Raw genomic sequence first — 12,613 nt, forward strand, 5'->3', positions numbered from 1 at the left:
TCAGCCCTCGGGGGCTCGTTTCGTGACGAAGTCGTAGGCCGCCATCGGTCCGAGCAAGTTCAGCTCCACCCGGCCGTCCCAGTCCTCGATGAGTCGGCGCACTATGTCCTCCAGCTCTTTTCGCCGCGTCGATTCGACCAGTACCGCTAGGTGGACGGCGTCCTCTTCGTGGCTGGGTTCGCGCTGGTTGACCAGCGCTTCGAGTGTCTCGAGTTCGGAAACGACCTTTCCGGTGTCCTCGGCTCGCTTGGCCTCGATGGCATGATTGATCAGCTCGCCCAGCGCGATTCGCGCATCGCGGGTGGCGTCTTCGGGTTTGTCACGGATCTCGTCTTTCAGTTGAGCCGCGTCGGCGCTCTCGTCGAGGAGTTCCCGCAAGATCACGTCTTCGATGTAGCGCCCTCTGATCACGAACTGGACCTTGCCCTCGAGTTCCTCCAAGGCGGCGCGGAATTCGTCCTCGTTCGCCTCGAGCAGTTCGTTTTCCACTGCCTCTGTGTCGGTCATGACCGCACCGAACCGCAACGGCAACACCGGACTGACTGCGGCCGATCCGTCCAGCAGTTTCTCGTGGGCGGTGAGGTCCTGGGGTGTACCCAGTGGCCGGTCGGACTCGAGCGTGCTGACCAGCGCCGCGATCTCGCCGTGCCGCACCACCGTGACTTCGCTCGGCGGATCGCCGACACCGGTGGCGTGTGGCTCGGTCTCGACGTCGGCGGGCACGATGCCGTAGACGTATACGGCTGTTGATCCGGGAGCCATCACTCCTCCTCACGTTCGGATGGCCTGCGCGCGGTCTGACGCTTCTGTTGCACATCGCCGAGGAAGTCGGCGACCTTCTGTCCGGCCGCATCGAGTGCGCCTTGGGTTTTGTGTTTGGCGGCGCCTTCGGTGACGTCGCCGACGATGTCGGTCAGGCCCTTGGGTTCGCTGCTCGAGATCTCGAGCCGGTTGACCGCTTCGGCGAAACGCAGATACGTGTCGACGCTTGCCACCACGACGCGTGCGTCGATGGTCACCAGTTCGATGCCCACCAGCGATACACGGGCGAAGGCATCGATGACCAGGCCTTTGTCGAGGATGGTGTCGACGACATCAGCCAGGCTGGAAGAGTTCGGTCGAGCCAACGTGCTGGTTGCGCCGCCGCCTGCGGGTTCGATGGTCATCGGTTTGCTCCTTCATTCTTATGCGACCGGCGGGCCGCTGGACTGCTGCGGCGGGCGGCCGAACGATTGGGAGGCGGCTCTGGTTCTTCTTCGTCCGTGGCGCGCTGATCCTCGTCCTGCTCGTCGGCCTCGTCTTCCTCGGCCTCTTCCGTTTCTTCATCCTCTTCATCGGCGCGATCTTCTTCGGATTCCTTGCGCCGTGCGGTTTCATCGTCTTCGACGACCTCGCTGTCGTGGATCTCGCCGTGCCAGCCCACGATGTCGTCACTGTGCAGCACCGCCTCGGTCATGACATGCCGCTGGAAGTGCTTGAGTTCCAGCCGGCACCGGCGGCCTGCCGCGCGCCACAGATTGGCGGTCTTCTCGAAGACTCCCCCCGGGTGGTAGGCGAGCACCACGAGGATGCGGGTGAGGTCCGGGGTGATCTCGTGGAAGGTGACGGCACCGTCGATATAGCCCTTGGCACCTTTGGAGCGCCACACGATCCGCTCGAACGGCACCTGCTCGAGGATCGTGGACTCCCAGGTTCGTCTGGACCAGAACACTTTGCCGGTCCAGCTGAGCTTCTCATCGGAGACCTGTTCGACCTGTTCGAGCTTCTTCGTGAATTTGGGGAAGTCCGCGAACTGGGTCCATTGGTCGTAGGCCAAATCGATCGGCACGCCGACGTCGATGTGCTCGACGATATTGGTCAGCTTCAACTTCGTTGTGCCGCCCTTGCCCTTGCCGCCGGTCAGCGACTCCTTGACAGACTCGAACGCCTCCCGGGCCGTGTGCCCGAGCTTGCTCACGCCTCCGCTCAGCGTCGCTTGCAATGGCGATGCGCCTCCGGCCAGTTTCTCCACGCCGGTCACCGCCGCCAGGAGATTGCCTCCATTGCCTTCCGCGTAGTCGGTGAGCCGGTCCGCGGTTCGCGATGCCCGGTCCGACAACCCGGATACGGCGCGTTCCGTCAGGGTTCCAGCAAGGTTCTGCACGGACTGTTGCAGCAACCCCGTCGGGGTGGACGATCGAACGGATTTCCCGGCCTTGTCCCCCGCATGGGTTGCGGTGTCCGCAATCTTGCCGACGGCGTCGGCAGCGAGCTTGCCGACTCCGTTGGTCTTGTCGTGCAACGTCTTCGGCATCGATCTCATCTCCTCGTGCGGCGCACGGGCGCTTCGTCGGCATCGGCGCGACTACGGCGTCGCGTGGACGAGGCAGGCTGACGATCCGAAGATCCGGACCTACGAACCGGGGTCCGGGAGCCGGACTTACGCGCGCGGGTGGTTCTCGGGCTGCTGGATCGCGCCCGTGCCGCGGGCTGCTCCCTGTGCTCCTCGTCGTCGTGGTCTGTTCCGGACTCGGTTCGGTCCTCGAGATCTTCGTCCTCGCCGGCGGACGATTCCCCGGTGTCTCGGGAGGTATCGTCGCCGTCCTGGTCTTCGTCTGAATTCGTTTCGTGCGAACGGTCTCGGTCTGTATCCGAGACGATGGCTGAGCCCTGCTGTAGCCGTGTGTTGAGCGCGTCGATACGGTTGCTTGCGGCGGTCACCGCGGCCGACCGGACCGCACCCACCAACTCGCCGCGAACCGTGTTGGTGAGCTCCGCCACCTCAGGTGTCGATTTGAGCAGTTCAGTTCCTCGCCCAAGCAGCTCCCCGGGCAGTCCCGAAGACCGCTTCGCCATTGCCGCACCCGCCAGCGACAACGCGAAACGCATCTTGCGTGTGCGGCCGAGGATGTAGCCGATTCCCACGCCTATCGCAATTCTTGTGCCACCTTTCATGGCTTACTCCTTGCTTGCTTGCTTGCTCGACTCCCGCTGCACCGACGCGGCCCTGGGTCGGTCGAGACCCGATGAGTGGGTAGGCCATGTTGCGCACAGCCTTACCTGGCGTATACCCAGCAATCTCGTCCTTATCGGCCGAGATCTCGATGGCTTCAATCGAGTTCGGCCAGCGTGACGTGCGGGGGCCGGCGGCCGTCAGGAGCCGGGCAGAAGGGAAACGGGTCGGGACGGCCGCAGCCCGAGCAACTTGCCCCAGCTGGCGGGTCCATCCCGCGCGACGGATTCACGAACCGACAAGGACTGGGAGTTCGCGGACAAGGTCGATCCGGGCCGACACGCCCTACTGGCTGCGTTGTTTAACTGTCCGAATCCGGGTTATCCGCCAGGCGACCGCTGAACCGGTAGACCGGGAAACTTCGAAAAGCGGGCCGTGGTCATGGCCGCTTCTGAACCCGAGACGTCTACCGGAACAGCGGAATCAGGTGGGCGTAGTGACCCGTGCTGGCATTGCGCACTCGATCGATATCAGCACCAGCACCAGAGGGCTTCACAGGCCCCTCCACGACAGCAGCGAAACCAGGTAGCTGACCATGATCGTTCTCGGAATCATCCTTCTTCTCGTCGGGTTCATCTTCAGCATCCCGATCATCTGGACCATCGGAATCGTCGTCCTCGTCATCGGGGTCGCACTAATGCTGTTGGGGATGGCCGGCCACGCCGTCGGCGGCCGAAGCCACTATTACTGACCCCTGGATGGGTTTGCGATTACCGACCTCTGGATCGCGTTTTGCACTCTGATCCGGTGGCCGTCACCGCCGTCGGCGGAGGTTTCACGACCACCTAGTACGAGGCGAGCGCCATGCCCGACAACAAACAGTCCTCGACGTCGACCGGCGGATCGTCGTCCGACAACTCGTCCTCGGTCGCGGGCCGGGTGGCCCAGAACGGTGTCTTCGAACGATTCGCCCGCGCGGGATTCGTCATGAGCGGCATCGTTCACCTGATCATCGGCTACATCGCCATCCGGATCGCCTTCGGCGGCCCAGCGGGCACCGCCGACCAATCCGGAGCCATGGCGGAACTGGCGGCCAAGCCGGGCGGCGTCATCGCCCTGTGGGTGTGCGTCGTCGCATTCGGGCTGATGGCGCTGTGGCGGCTCGCCGAAGCGGCACTCGGCAGCTCGTCCGAATCCGCCACCGACAGTAAGAAATCCGAGGCGATCGATCGCGTCAAGGCGGCTGGGCTAGCGGTGGTCTATTTCGCGTTCGCTCTCACCGCGTTCGAATTCGCCCGCAGGAGTGGCAAGTCGAGCAGCGGACAGAGCAGGGGGATCACCGCCCGCATGATGCAAACCACTGCCGGCACGGTCGCCCTCATCGCGGGCGGGCTGATCATCATCGCGATCGGCGGCTACCACGTCTACAAAGGAGTGAGCCAGAACTTCCTCGAGGATCTCGAGGGCGCCACCAGCGACCTCGTACGAAGATTGGGCACGGTGGGATACATCGCCAAAGGGCTGGCCATCGCCGCGGTCGGGTTGCTGGTGATCCTCGCCGTGAGCCGATCCGAGCCGGACAAAGCCGCCGGACTCGACGGCGCCTTCAAAACCGTGGGAGCTCAACCCTTCGGAGCGGCTCTCCTGATCGTATCGGGCCTGGGCATCATCACCTATGGCCTCTACAGCTTCGCTATGGCCCGCTACACCAAGATGTAGTCCGATATCAACCGCCGGATCTGACTCCGACGGCCATCTTGTTCCTCGTCGGATCTCTCGGTTACGAGGTCTTCGGCCACCGGCACTACTGGTAGTGCGTACACCGCAGCACACCCTCGACGGCTGAGCCGATACGAGGGTCGCGCCCAACGAGCGTCAGGGTGTGTCCAACGCAGTTGCGGGGACGCCGTAGGGCAGGAACCGCACGCGGCGGCGTTCATCGGTATTGTCGCGATGCGCACGCAAGGCCTCGAGCTCACTCGGAAAAACCTGCTCCACCCTGGCCTCGCCGGCGTCGTCGATGCTGTAGATGACCCACACCCCACTGCCGGTCTCGCCGGTGGTCTCGCCTTCGGGCTTCGCCGGCCGCGGACCCTCCGGCTGACCGAACTGACCGAGTAGCGACGCCAACGTACTCACACTTGCGCGATCGATGTACTCGCCGGCCTTTCCGAGGAGGTCTCGGAATTCGATCCCCATCGCTCGTAACGCGCGCTCGAATTCTTCCGGATCGATCCCGAAAGGCCTGTCGGTTGCCATCACATTGCTCCTGGAGACGAATTCGGCGCTACGTTTTCAGTGTCCTCGCGCACCCCCGAATTCGCCACGCCCGGCAAAAGATCAGGGCCCGAGTGGCTGGCGAACTCGTCCCACCTGATCGCTGTGTCAGACGGCGTGTCTGCCAGGGAAGGAGTGCGTGTCGTCGCGTAAGGGCAAGGCGAGGAACAGACCGGCACTCGACCGACAGCTCGCTTCGGGGGACTGGTAAACCGGAAGGTCGAAGGACAGATCTTCGGAAGCCGATCAGGCCGAGGGTGTGCTGATGCGCATGTACCGCGTCAGTGACGAACAGGCGTTCAAGCTGCTCTGGGGAGATGCGTCAGGGGATATGCATCAGCTGCCGAGCAGCACCGAACAGACGGTTGGCGAGCCTGATGACAGGAAGTCCCAGCGGGATCAGGAGGATCGTCGCGCACAACACCGCACCAAGAATCCACACCACGGTCGCGAGCAACCCGACTACCGTGCCGAGCACGGCCGTCAGGATCCCCAACACCACATTGAGCAGGCCCTGTATCGCTCCCATGATGACCTTCCTGCTGTCCAGTCTGCTCCTTTTCCACGCACTCCGCCCCTCCCTTCCCTCCACCGGTCGCTGGCGTATTCGGAAAACAATGCTGTCCAGGCTCTCCCGCAGGCCATGACCGCGCTGGGGAATGAGGAACCACATGCGATGTCGTACCGCGGCAAACACTCGGGAGCTTATTTGAGTCGTTCGCTATGAATCAGGAGCGAAGCGAGCGGGCAGTCATGGACGGTGCCGCGGTGGCCCGGGCCTGGAAGGCCGCGCGCTGGGATCCCGGCAGTCCGACCGCGCGCAGAGAGTTCGCGGACCGCGCCCTGGCCACGTCTGCGGACCTATTCCATCAAGGCAAGGCATGCCTTACTTGACCCAAACCCTCTCTACCCCAGCAGATCTCAAGATCACCCGCCGAACCAGCCAACCCGCCGACACCACGCAGGATCTCCTCACAGCTCACTACGGCCGGCAAAAGTCTTCATGCTCGTCGCCGAACAGCGGAAGCTGACCTGAAAAGACCACGGATCCACCGGTTTTTACGCAGGCAGTGGGCGTCTTGCCAGCGCACTCCCCTTTCTTGGTGCGAATCTGGACCTAGCCGCCGATCGGATTCCTGCACCGCCACCGGGCGGTCGATCGTTTCCCGAACGCTTCGTGCGCCTGCCCACCTCGCGAGCCTCCCTCCGACCTTCATCAGGATGTGGGCATGAAGCACGCATACGAGGACCGGATCGCTGGGATCCTGCTCGGACTCGACCGACTCCGAGCAGCTGATCTGAGGACCACGGTCGTGTCGCTCGGTGACCGGGAGGTCATCGGCTACCAATGCAATATCCACGGGGCAGCCGTGCACCGCTACGAGCACGCGTCTCCCGCGGACTCGGAAATGCTCGCGGCATTCGAGAGCAGACTCGGCGTCGGACTTCCGGCCGACTACTTCCAGTGGATCACCAGGGTGGGCGACGGTGGGGCCGGACCGATGCTCGGACTGCTCCCACTGGCGCAGGAGGCCGAGGACGCCGCGATCGACTACGCCGCGGACTTCCCCTTCACCGCAGATCGGCCCTGCGCACCCGCCGCTGAGGACTCCGAGATCCAGTGGTCGGAGAACATCGGCCGAATCCACCGCGGTGCAACCTTCCTCGCGAACGAAGGATGCGGCATGTACAACCTCCTGATCCTGCGCGGCCCCGCCGCAGGGCAGGTGTGGTGGCACAGCTACGAGCACGCCGCCGCGTTGCCTGTGCTTCATCCGGACACCCACAAGCCGCTGACGTTCCTTGATTGGTATGAGCTCTGGCTCTCCCGCGCCCTCGACCCGGACCATGACCAGATAGGGAGCTTCGCCAAGTTCACCGACCACGGCGCGAGCCGTGCTTGAGATGTCACCTTGCGCTGGCAACGACCACGACCACACCGACCGGCGCGGCGGGATAGGCGTCCAGCGGCTGTAGTACTGCTCGTAGCTGACGCACAGCCACCCCTACACCTTCGGGCGGTGATCTCTGAAGGACGGCCTGGACTGCCGAGAGGGACCGCGAAGGCAACCAGGCACAGCGTGTGGCGAGCCGATCTGTGACCAGATGGTCTCCGGCGATCCATAAGCTCTGGTCATCCGATGCCGGGTGGCTCGGCAATGGTGTTGGGGTGCTGGCTGTTTCATGCACAAGGCCCGCTCGGAGACCGACAAACAGCGTGGAGCCGCATCCGGACGGCCGGGTCGGCGCGCGGGTCGGATCGGCGAGGAATCGGAATCGGCGGCGTGGACGGAGTCCTTCGCGCAGCAGTTGTCGCATCGCGCCGATCGCGATTCCCCGGACACCGAGCTGTGGCTGTAGGCATCGCGTGGGCGTGGTGCCCCTTCACCGCTGCGGGGTCGGCTGTCTGCGGATGTGTCACCGGGTACCGCAGGAATACAATTATCACGGTTGAAAAGCAGCTCTGCCTGTGTCTTTCGAGGCGAAAGCGGTGCCTTGCGTGGCGCTGACCGCGTATCCCCGCCGTCGGATAGCGGGTCTTATGTTGATGTCGGATTCATTCATCGGCATGCGTGATTCGGCTGGAGAGTCGAACCACAGGGGAGCGCTGCTGCACATCACCCGCAGCAGGCCCTCGCCGTCGATCGTAATCCTGAGCGTCACCGGCGAGGTCGACGCCACCACCATCGACGAGCTGCGCGAACACCTCTCCGACGCGGTCGCCGCCACCGGCCGGCTGGTCGTTGTGGACCTGTCGGGGGTCACCTTCCTCAGCGTCTCCGGAATCGAAGCCCTCATCGACGCCGACGACCACGCCCGCGCGCACTACCGCGCCCTCTGCGTGGTCGTCGGACCACGCTGCGTGAACCGCATGCTCGAAGTCTGCGGCCCCAACCACCTGATCACCGTCGACACCATCGACGACGCCCGCGGCCCCAACCCGTGGGTCTCGGCCCTCGACCCGCACCTCCACACACGGCATCCTGACGCGGACCGCTGACCATCGTTTTCCGAACGCCCTCCCCTTGCTGGTTCGGGTTCGGGCGTTCGTCTGATCGCTGAGGTGGAGCAGTAACACGCTTAGCGGGCAAGGACAGACCATCGAGTGCGTAGCGGACGTCGCGTCCTCCGGGGAGTCGTGACCGCTCCTCGTCGTTGTGGCCGTCGACGAGCTGAGCTCGGGTTCTCGCAGTCGTCCGGTCCGACACGGTTATTTCGGACGGGATTCGCCGGGGTGATCCTCGGCTCTGCGCACGCCGTTGTAGTGGTCACCTTCTACGCCCTCGTCGGAGGCTTCGCTTTCTGCGGCCTGTGACGCGGGTTGCTCGTCGGCTGGCGTGGTGGTGGCGCCCCCCGGAGTGTCGTCAGGCTCAGGGGCTTTGAGCTTCGGGTCGATCACAGGGTGTGCGGCGCCTCCGGTGTTGGCGCCGGTCCCTTCACCTGCACTTGTGCTCGTAATTCTTCCTTCGGCGCTTGTTTGTCTGCCTTCATAGGGTGGTACGGCCGGTTCCGTGTCTTTCGGGGGTAGGGTCCCGGTCGTGCCGACGTTCTCTTCCTTCGGGTTATGGTCGTGTGTAGAGGTGACTTCTTCTTCGTCGAATGTGCCGGCCGGTCGATCCGCCGGTCCGCCGCCTGGTGTATCCGCACCGGTATCTCGTGAGCCTTTGGCTCCTCGCGCCGATTGCGGCTCCTCAGATTGATGTTCGCTGGACATGCTCCATCGTCTCCTCTAGAGCGCTGGACAATCTACTCTGCAATTTCAATTGCGTGATACCCCAGCCAACCGCAGTCAATCCGTCCTGATGACGTGTCCGATCCAGAAGAAGCCCACGACCAGGACGGGCAGCTGGTGCTCCTCGGCGCGGTCGGGACCGGGTTCACCGACGCCGCACGCCACTCCCTGCATGTCGAGCTGCTGGCACTGTCCACCGCCACACCGCCGGTCACCGGCACGGTGCCGTCGTCGATCGCGGTCACCGCGCACTGGGTCACGCCGCGGCTGGTCGGCGATATCGCCTACCGCGAACGCACCGCCACCGGGCTGCGCCATTCGTCCTGGCGCGGACTGCGATTCGACCGCGTACCCGAGGACATCACCATCCCCGAGACCAACTGATCCACCCATCCACACGCCGCTGGCCATCGCCTCCCGAACGCCGCCGAATGGGCACCAGGACGAGTTCCACTCGGCATTTCCGGATGTTCTGCAGCGCAGTAGGTTCCGGCAGCCGGCAGCCGCTGGACGGATCCAACTAGCCGCAGCACGCCACAGACCGTCCAGACGTGCGATCCTGGCGTCCACGTGACCGCATGGACGCGCAGATAGCACTAGCTGATCAAGCCAGATTGATCGGTCCGACTCCGGCTCGAGTGCAGAGATGTATATATCTCGAGCGCTGGGTATATGGGAGGACGCAGTCGGCTGCGCAGACGCTCAACCGGATCTAGCTGTGCCACCTAACACACCGCGGGCGGCCCGAATCGCACATGACCGGCCGACACTGGCCACGCGCAGGATTACATCTCCAACCGGGCCACCGCTTCAGAAGGTGAACTGGTCGCCGTAGGCGGTGGTCTGCGCGAGTCCCACGGCGGTGCTCACCGTGGTGGTGACGAACGGGACGGCCGACACCGGCGAGGCGCATTGGGCGATATTGAGCGCGGCATTGTTGAACGCGATGCGAAGCGGGAACGTCGTGGTGGCACCCAGGCGGACCGTCTCGGTTCTCGCGATAGTGACCTGGCCGGGTCCCAAGTTCGCGAATACGCCTTCGGCCACACCCAGATTCCCGATGACACCGGGCGCGATGACCCCCACGGGAGTACTCGCGCCCAGCTGTTGATAGGCGCCGATATCGGCGTCGAAGCCGCCGTCCACACTGATCCCGCAGCCGAGGATGAATCCTGCGACCGCCTCACCCGAGGTGATCGGGCCGCCGTCCACGGTGACCGAGTAATCACCGGATATCTGCGCCGCATGCGAGAACGTCATGAGGATGTTCGGTGTCCGGTCACCAGGCGGGCTCGCCTCGATGCTGTCGACCGACGCCGTCACATGGACTCCCCCACCGGAGGCATCCGTGCCGGGCGGCTGAGCGCGACCGAGTCCGGCGCCAGCCCACAAGCCCACTCCGGCCAGATTCGCCGCGACCGTAGCGACCACGGCGCCGGTGAACGAACGTCGCATGCCTGCAGCCTTCCGGTTCGCGACGATGGGCAACTCGACAACGCATTGGGCATGCCCACACGGAGGGTTACCGCTTGGCAAGCCTAAACGGCGCCACCGTCCAGGCGGTGTCACAGCAAGGCGTGTCCACCACACCGCGTCGACACCGACGGGCATCGACACCGAAGCCACCTCCCTTGTTGATTCACCGATACGGAGAACCGCCCGGTGGCGGTGCAGGAATCCGATCGGCGGACAGGTCCCGATTCGCAGCAAAAAAGGGGGAGCGCGCCGAGTGGTGTCGCCTGCACGCGAGGAATCTGGGGTGGAGTAGGGGTCTCGATTGCCGAACGCTGGGATGTGCGTTTGGGACCGGCAGAGTCGAGACACCTACCCCCATCATCTCCGGGCGAACCCCCAGCACTCGGAGACGACGACCACTGTAGACGGGAAAGACGGCGCAACAGTGCTGAGAGGTATGACCTTTCGTGCCAGAAGCCCGGGCTAGGCAACCTCTTAGCGAATCTCTGCCTGGGCTGCTCGCGCCGGATGCCGGTCGGCGAACAAGCCCAGGCGGGTGAATTCTCGTGCCGGTCTTTCACCGGTAATGGCGGGGCGGGGCCGGGTGGATCGGGAGTCTGAGCGATCCACCCGGCGGACGAGGCGAAACGGTCGCGGCGGAGTAACCGAACCCGAGCGCCGCCGCGTGTCCCCGATCATCCCGCCCTTCGTCGGACGGTACTGGCCGCCGAAGTCCGAGCAGGTCGATTCCTCGCCTGCTGACACAAATCGAGAGTGCTATCGGCACAGAAAGTCATAGATAGCTGTGTAGAAGCTGCCCCGTGGGCGAGGACAGCGTGCAGAATGCCGGACAACGCCAGTCCAGACCAGCGGCAGCACTTCCGAGAGGGGACAGAAGTGAGCGACACGATCGAAGAGACAGCCGGTCACCGGCTACTCGAAGAGGTTCTCACTCGCTACGACAGCATCGACGCCTTCTGCACCCACCTGCACCTCGCGCTGGATGCACCCACCGATGTTCTTCCCGCCCTACCGATCTCGACGGCCGGGCGGCACCGGCTTCGATAGCCGGGACCGAACGGGCGTGCCCGGTAAACGATCGCTGACGACATCCTCGGGCGTCGTCGTCCTCGATGATGCAGATGTCGAAGCAGCTGTTGTGGTGCGGGTCAGATCCGTCGGTGCTCGCGCAGGGTTCGGATGGCGGCCAGGGTGGTCAGGCCGCGCCACTCCACGGTCTGGCCGGCGAAGTAGTGCAGGAAGTCGAAGTCCCAGCCGCCGTCGTCGAGTTGTTCCTGTTCGAGTCGCTGCAGTTCGGCGGTAATCGTGGAGTCGTCGAACAGGGCCCGGCTCGGTGCGTTGGGTCGGGGTGAAAGGTCGAGAGGTTTGATGTGCTCGTTCTCGATTCCACCCTCGACGGGCACCGTGCCGTCCTCGCGGATCGCCGGACGCAGCAGCTCGATGGCCGCGGCGGCGCGGGCGGGGTCGGGGACTGCGTCGAGAAACTGCAAGGCGAATTTGACGGTGTAGCCGACCGGTTCGTCGATCGCCTCGATCTGGTTCCAGCACCAGGTCGTCGCGGTGTCGAGCCACGAATGCTGTGCGCCGAGTCGCCACAGTCCGGCCGCGAGGGCGTAGGTGAGGAAGCCCGCTTCCGGGCTCGGTGTCATCCAGGGTGTGCGGGGGTGGCCGTCTGCCGAGGGCAGCACGGTGGGGATACCGCCGTCGGGGTGGGCGATGGTGGCGATCCAGTCGGCGATCTCGGTAACCATGGGGGCGCGGGTGGCGTTGACGTCGGCGAGGACGTCGAGGGCCACCACTGCCGCGGCCGGTTGGCTGCCGGGGCAACGCACGTCGGGCTCCAGGGCATGGCCGAACCCACCGTCATCGTTCTGATACGCCGCGAGCGCGGTCAGCACGGGCTCGACGGGCCTGTTGTCGAGAAGGACGGCGAGCTGGTGGCGTTCCAGGACACGGGCGCCGGATTCGATGAACTGTCGAGCAGCTTCCAGGTCGATACTCATGAACCGGAGGCTAGGCGGCGGTGAGCGTGGCGTCTTTGAAGAATCGGACAGGCGTGACCGGCCCTTCAGGAACTAGTCACCAGCCGCAAAACGGCCACGGGGGCTTCGCGTGACCTTTCGCGGATCTGGACCTCGCACCCCGAGTACAGGATTCCGGGTTTTGCCGGATGGACGGGAAGAGGGTCGTCCTTA

At 64.5% G+C, this 12,613-nt stretch carries 17 protein-coding genes; 7 read left to right on the forward strand and 10 right to left on the reverse strand.

The window, feature by feature from the left end; genetic code table 11:
• The 4 genes from ACFRAQ_RS27515 to ACFRAQ_RS27530 are packed head-to-tail and all read right to left on the reverse strand — an operon-like array spanning nucleotide 1 to nucleotide 2,934.
• A complete protein-coding gene (locus ACFRAQ_RS27515; protein ID WP_379104632.1) occupies nucleotides 1-762 on the reverse strand; it encodes a GvpL/GvpF family gas vesicle protein in 762 nt (253 codons plus the stop codon).
• Nucleotides 762-1,166, reverse strand: a complete 405-nt coding sequence (gvpJ, locus tag ACFRAQ_RS27520; protein ID WP_379104634.1) for a gas vesicle protein GvpJ — start codon at nucleotides 1,164-1,166, stop codon at nucleotides 762-764. The genes ACFRAQ_RS27515 and gvpJ overlap by 1 nt, the downstream gene beginning before the upstream one ends.
• Nucleotides 1,163-2,293, reverse strand: a complete 1,131-nt coding sequence (locus ACFRAQ_RS27525; protein WP_379104636.1) for an SRPBCC family protein — start codon at nucleotides 2,291-2,293, stop codon at nucleotides 1,163-1,165. The genes gvpJ and ACFRAQ_RS27525 overlap by 4 nt, the downstream gene beginning before the upstream one ends.
• Before the next feature lie 5 nt (nucleotides 2,294-2,298).
• Nucleotides 2,299-2,934 (reverse strand): hypothetical protein, encoded by a 636-nt coding sequence (locus tag ACFRAQ_RS27530; protein ID WP_379104638.1) that lies wholly within the window; start codon nucleotides 2,932-2,934, stop codon nucleotides 2,299-2,301.
• 593 nt (nucleotides 2,935-3,527) lie between these two features.
• Between ACFRAQ_RS27530 and ACFRAQ_RS27535 the strand changes: the two genes are divergently transcribed.
• Nucleotides 3,528-3,683: a DUF6131 family protein gene (locus tag ACFRAQ_RS27535; protein WP_379104640.1), complete on the forward strand. Its 156-nt coding sequence runs from the start codon at nucleotides 3,528-3,530 to the stop codon at nucleotides 3,681-3,683.
• Between the two features lie 94 nt (nucleotides 3,684-3,777).
• On the opposite strand, the gene ACFRAQ_RS27540 is transcribed toward ACFRAQ_RS27535, so the two are convergent.
• On the reverse strand, nucleotides 3,778-3,921 hold the full coding sequence (locus tag ACFRAQ_RS27540) for a hypothetical protein (protein ID WP_379104642.1): 144 nt from the start codon (nucleotides 3,919-3,921) through the stop codon (nucleotides 3,778-3,780).
• On the opposite strand from ACFRAQ_RS27540, the gene ACFRAQ_RS27545 reads away from it, so the two are divergent.
• A complete protein-coding gene (locus tag ACFRAQ_RS27545; RefSeq protein ID WP_379104645.1) occupies nucleotides 3,920-4,651 on the forward strand; it encodes a DUF1206 domain-containing protein in 732 nt (243 codons plus the stop codon). The two genes, ACFRAQ_RS27540 and ACFRAQ_RS27545, sit on opposite strands and share 2 nt — an antisense overlap.
• A 156-nt stretch (nucleotides 4,652-4,807) precedes the next feature.
• On the opposite strand, the gene ACFRAQ_RS27550 is transcribed toward ACFRAQ_RS27545, so the two are convergent.
• Together ACFRAQ_RS27550 and ACFRAQ_RS27555 are read right to left on the reverse strand one after the other, a co-directional pair.
• Nucleotides 4,808-5,191, reverse strand: coding sequence for a hypothetical protein (locus tag ACFRAQ_RS27550; protein WP_379104647.1), 384 nt, complete (start codon nucleotides 5,189-5,191; stop codon nucleotides 4,808-4,810).
• Between the two features lie 340 nt (nucleotides 5,192-5,531).
• Nucleotides 5,532-5,738, reverse strand: a complete 207-nt coding sequence (locus tag ACFRAQ_RS27555) for a hypothetical protein (protein WP_379104649.1) — start codon at nucleotides 5,736-5,738, stop codon at nucleotides 5,532-5,534.
• 700 nt (nucleotides 5,739-6,438) lie between these two features.
• Between ACFRAQ_RS27555 and ACFRAQ_RS27560 the strand changes: the two genes are divergently transcribed.
• The 3 genes from ACFRAQ_RS27560 (at nucleotide 6,439) to ACFRAQ_RS27570 (ending at nucleotide 8,210) form a co-directional block, all read left to right on the forward strand.
• Nucleotides 6,439-7,113 (forward strand): SMI1/KNR4 family protein, encoded by a 675-nt coding sequence (locus tag ACFRAQ_RS27560; RefSeq protein ID WP_379104651.1) that lies wholly within the window; start codon nucleotides 6,439-6,441, stop codon nucleotides 7,111-7,113.
• A gap of 280 nt (nucleotides 7,114-7,393) precedes the next feature.
• Nucleotides 7,394-7,570 carry a hypothetical protein gene (locus ACFRAQ_RS27565; protein ID WP_379104653.1) on the forward strand — a complete coding sequence of 59 codons (177 nt, stop codon included), beginning with the start codon at nucleotides 7,394-7,396 and terminating at the stop codon, nucleotides 7,568-7,570.
• Between the two features lie 208 nt (nucleotides 7,571-7,778).
• Nucleotides 7,779-8,210, forward strand: coding sequence for an STAS domain-containing protein (locus ACFRAQ_RS27570; protein ID WP_379104655.1), 432 nt, complete (start codon nucleotides 7,779-7,781; stop codon nucleotides 8,208-8,210).
• Nucleotides 8,211-8,420: 210 nt separating this feature from the next.
• Here the strand turns inward: ACFRAQ_RS27570 and ACFRAQ_RS27575 are convergent, their stop codons facing one another.
• Nucleotides 8,421-8,924: a hypothetical protein gene (locus tag ACFRAQ_RS27575; protein ID WP_379104657.1), complete on the reverse strand. Its 504-nt coding sequence runs from the start codon at nucleotides 8,922-8,924 to the stop codon at nucleotides 8,421-8,423.
• Between the two features lie 93 nt (nucleotides 8,925-9,017).
• On the opposite strand from ACFRAQ_RS27575, the gene ACFRAQ_RS27580 reads away from it, so the two are divergent.
• Nucleotides 9,018-9,326 carry a hypothetical protein gene (locus tag ACFRAQ_RS27580; RefSeq protein WP_379104659.1) on the forward strand — a complete coding sequence of 103 codons (309 nt, stop codon included), beginning with the start codon at nucleotides 9,018-9,020 and terminating at the stop codon, nucleotides 9,324-9,326.
• Nucleotides 9,327-9,752: 426 nt separating this feature from the next.
• Here ACFRAQ_RS27580 and ACFRAQ_RS27585 read toward each other — a convergent pair whose 3' ends face one another.
• Nucleotides 9,753-10,397: an MspA family porin gene (locus ACFRAQ_RS27585; protein WP_379104661.1), complete on the reverse strand. Its 645-nt coding sequence runs from the start codon at nucleotides 10,395-10,397 to the stop codon at nucleotides 9,753-9,755.
• 897 nt (nucleotides 10,398-11,294) lie between these two features.
• Between ACFRAQ_RS27585 and ACFRAQ_RS27590 the strand changes: the two genes are divergently transcribed.
• Nucleotides 11,295-11,465 carry a hypothetical protein gene (locus tag ACFRAQ_RS27590; RefSeq protein WP_379104663.1) on the forward strand — a complete coding sequence of 57 codons (171 nt, stop codon included), beginning with the start codon at nucleotides 11,295-11,297 and terminating at the stop codon, nucleotides 11,463-11,465.
• 101 nt (nucleotides 11,466-11,566) lie between these two features.
• Here the strand turns inward: ACFRAQ_RS27590 and ACFRAQ_RS27595 are convergent, their stop codons facing one another.
• Nucleotides 11,567-12,421, reverse strand: coding sequence for a hypothetical protein (locus ACFRAQ_RS27595; RefSeq protein ID WP_379104665.1), 855 nt, complete (start codon nucleotides 12,419-12,421; stop codon nucleotides 11,567-11,569).
• Nucleotides 12,422-12,613: the final 192 nt, after the last annotated feature.

This window comes from Nocardia sp. NPDC056611, from assembly GCF_042792755.1.
Lineage (GTDB): Bacteria > Actinomycetota > Actinomycetes > Mycobacteriales > Mycobacteriaceae > Nocardia.

Coding starts and splice junctions, on each gene's coding strand:
- ACFRAQ_RS27530 (WP_379104638.1), bottom strand. CDS start 2,934: ATGAAAGGTGGCACAAGAATTGCGATAGGCGTGGGAATCGGCTACATC.
- ACFRAQ_RS27515 (WP_379104632.1), bottom strand. CDS start 762: ATGGCTCCCGGATCAACAGCCGTATACGTCTACGGCATCGTGCCCGCC.
- ACFRAQ_RS27540 (WP_379104642.1), bottom strand. CDS start 3,921: ATGACGAATCCCGCGCGGGCGAATCGTTCGAAGACACCGTTCTGGGCC.
- ACFRAQ_RS27555 (WP_379104649.1), bottom strand. CDS start 5,738: ATGGGAGCGATACAGGGCCTGCTCAATGTGGTGTTGGGGATCCTGACG.
- ACFRAQ_RS27565 (WP_379104653.1), top strand. CDS start 7,394: ATGCACAAGGCCCGCTCGGAGACCGACAAACAGCGTGGAGCCGCATCC.
- gvpJ (WP_379104634.1), bottom strand. CDS start 1,166: ATGACCATCGAACCCGCAGGCGGCGGCGCAACCAGCACGTTGGCTCGA.
- ACFRAQ_RS27570 (WP_379104655.1), top strand. CDS start 7,779: ATGCGTGATTCGGCTGGAGAGTCGAACCACAGGGGAGCGCTGCTGCAC.
- ACFRAQ_RS27535 (WP_379104640.1), top strand. CDS start 3,528: ATGATCGTTCTCGGAATCATCCTTCTTCTCGTCGGGTTCATCTTCAGC.
- ACFRAQ_RS27595 (WP_379104665.1), bottom strand. CDS start 12,421: ATGAGTATCGACCTGGAAGCTGCTCGACAGTTCATCGAATCCGGCGCC.
- ACFRAQ_RS27560 (WP_379104651.1), top strand. CDS start 6,439: ATGAAGCACGCATACGAGGACCGGATCGCTGGGATCCTGCTCGGACTC.
- ACFRAQ_RS27525 (WP_379104636.1), bottom strand. CDS start 2,293: ATGCCGAAGACGTTGCACGACAAGACCAACGGAGTCGGCAAGCTCGCT.
- ACFRAQ_RS27585 (WP_379104661.1), bottom strand. CDS start 10,397: ATGCGACGTTCGTTCACCGGCGCCGTGGTCGCTACGGTCGCGGCGAAT.
- ACFRAQ_RS27550 (WP_379104647.1), bottom strand. CDS start 5,191: ATGGCAACCGACAGGCCTTTCGGGATCGATCCGGAAGAATTCGAGCGC.
- ACFRAQ_RS27545 (WP_379104645.1), top strand. CDS start 3,920: ATGAGCGGCATCGTTCACCTGATCATCGGCTACATCGCCATCCGGATC.
- ACFRAQ_RS27575 (WP_379104657.1), bottom strand. CDS start 8,924: ATGTCCAGCGAACATCAATCTGAGGAGCCGCAATCGGCGCGAGGAGCC.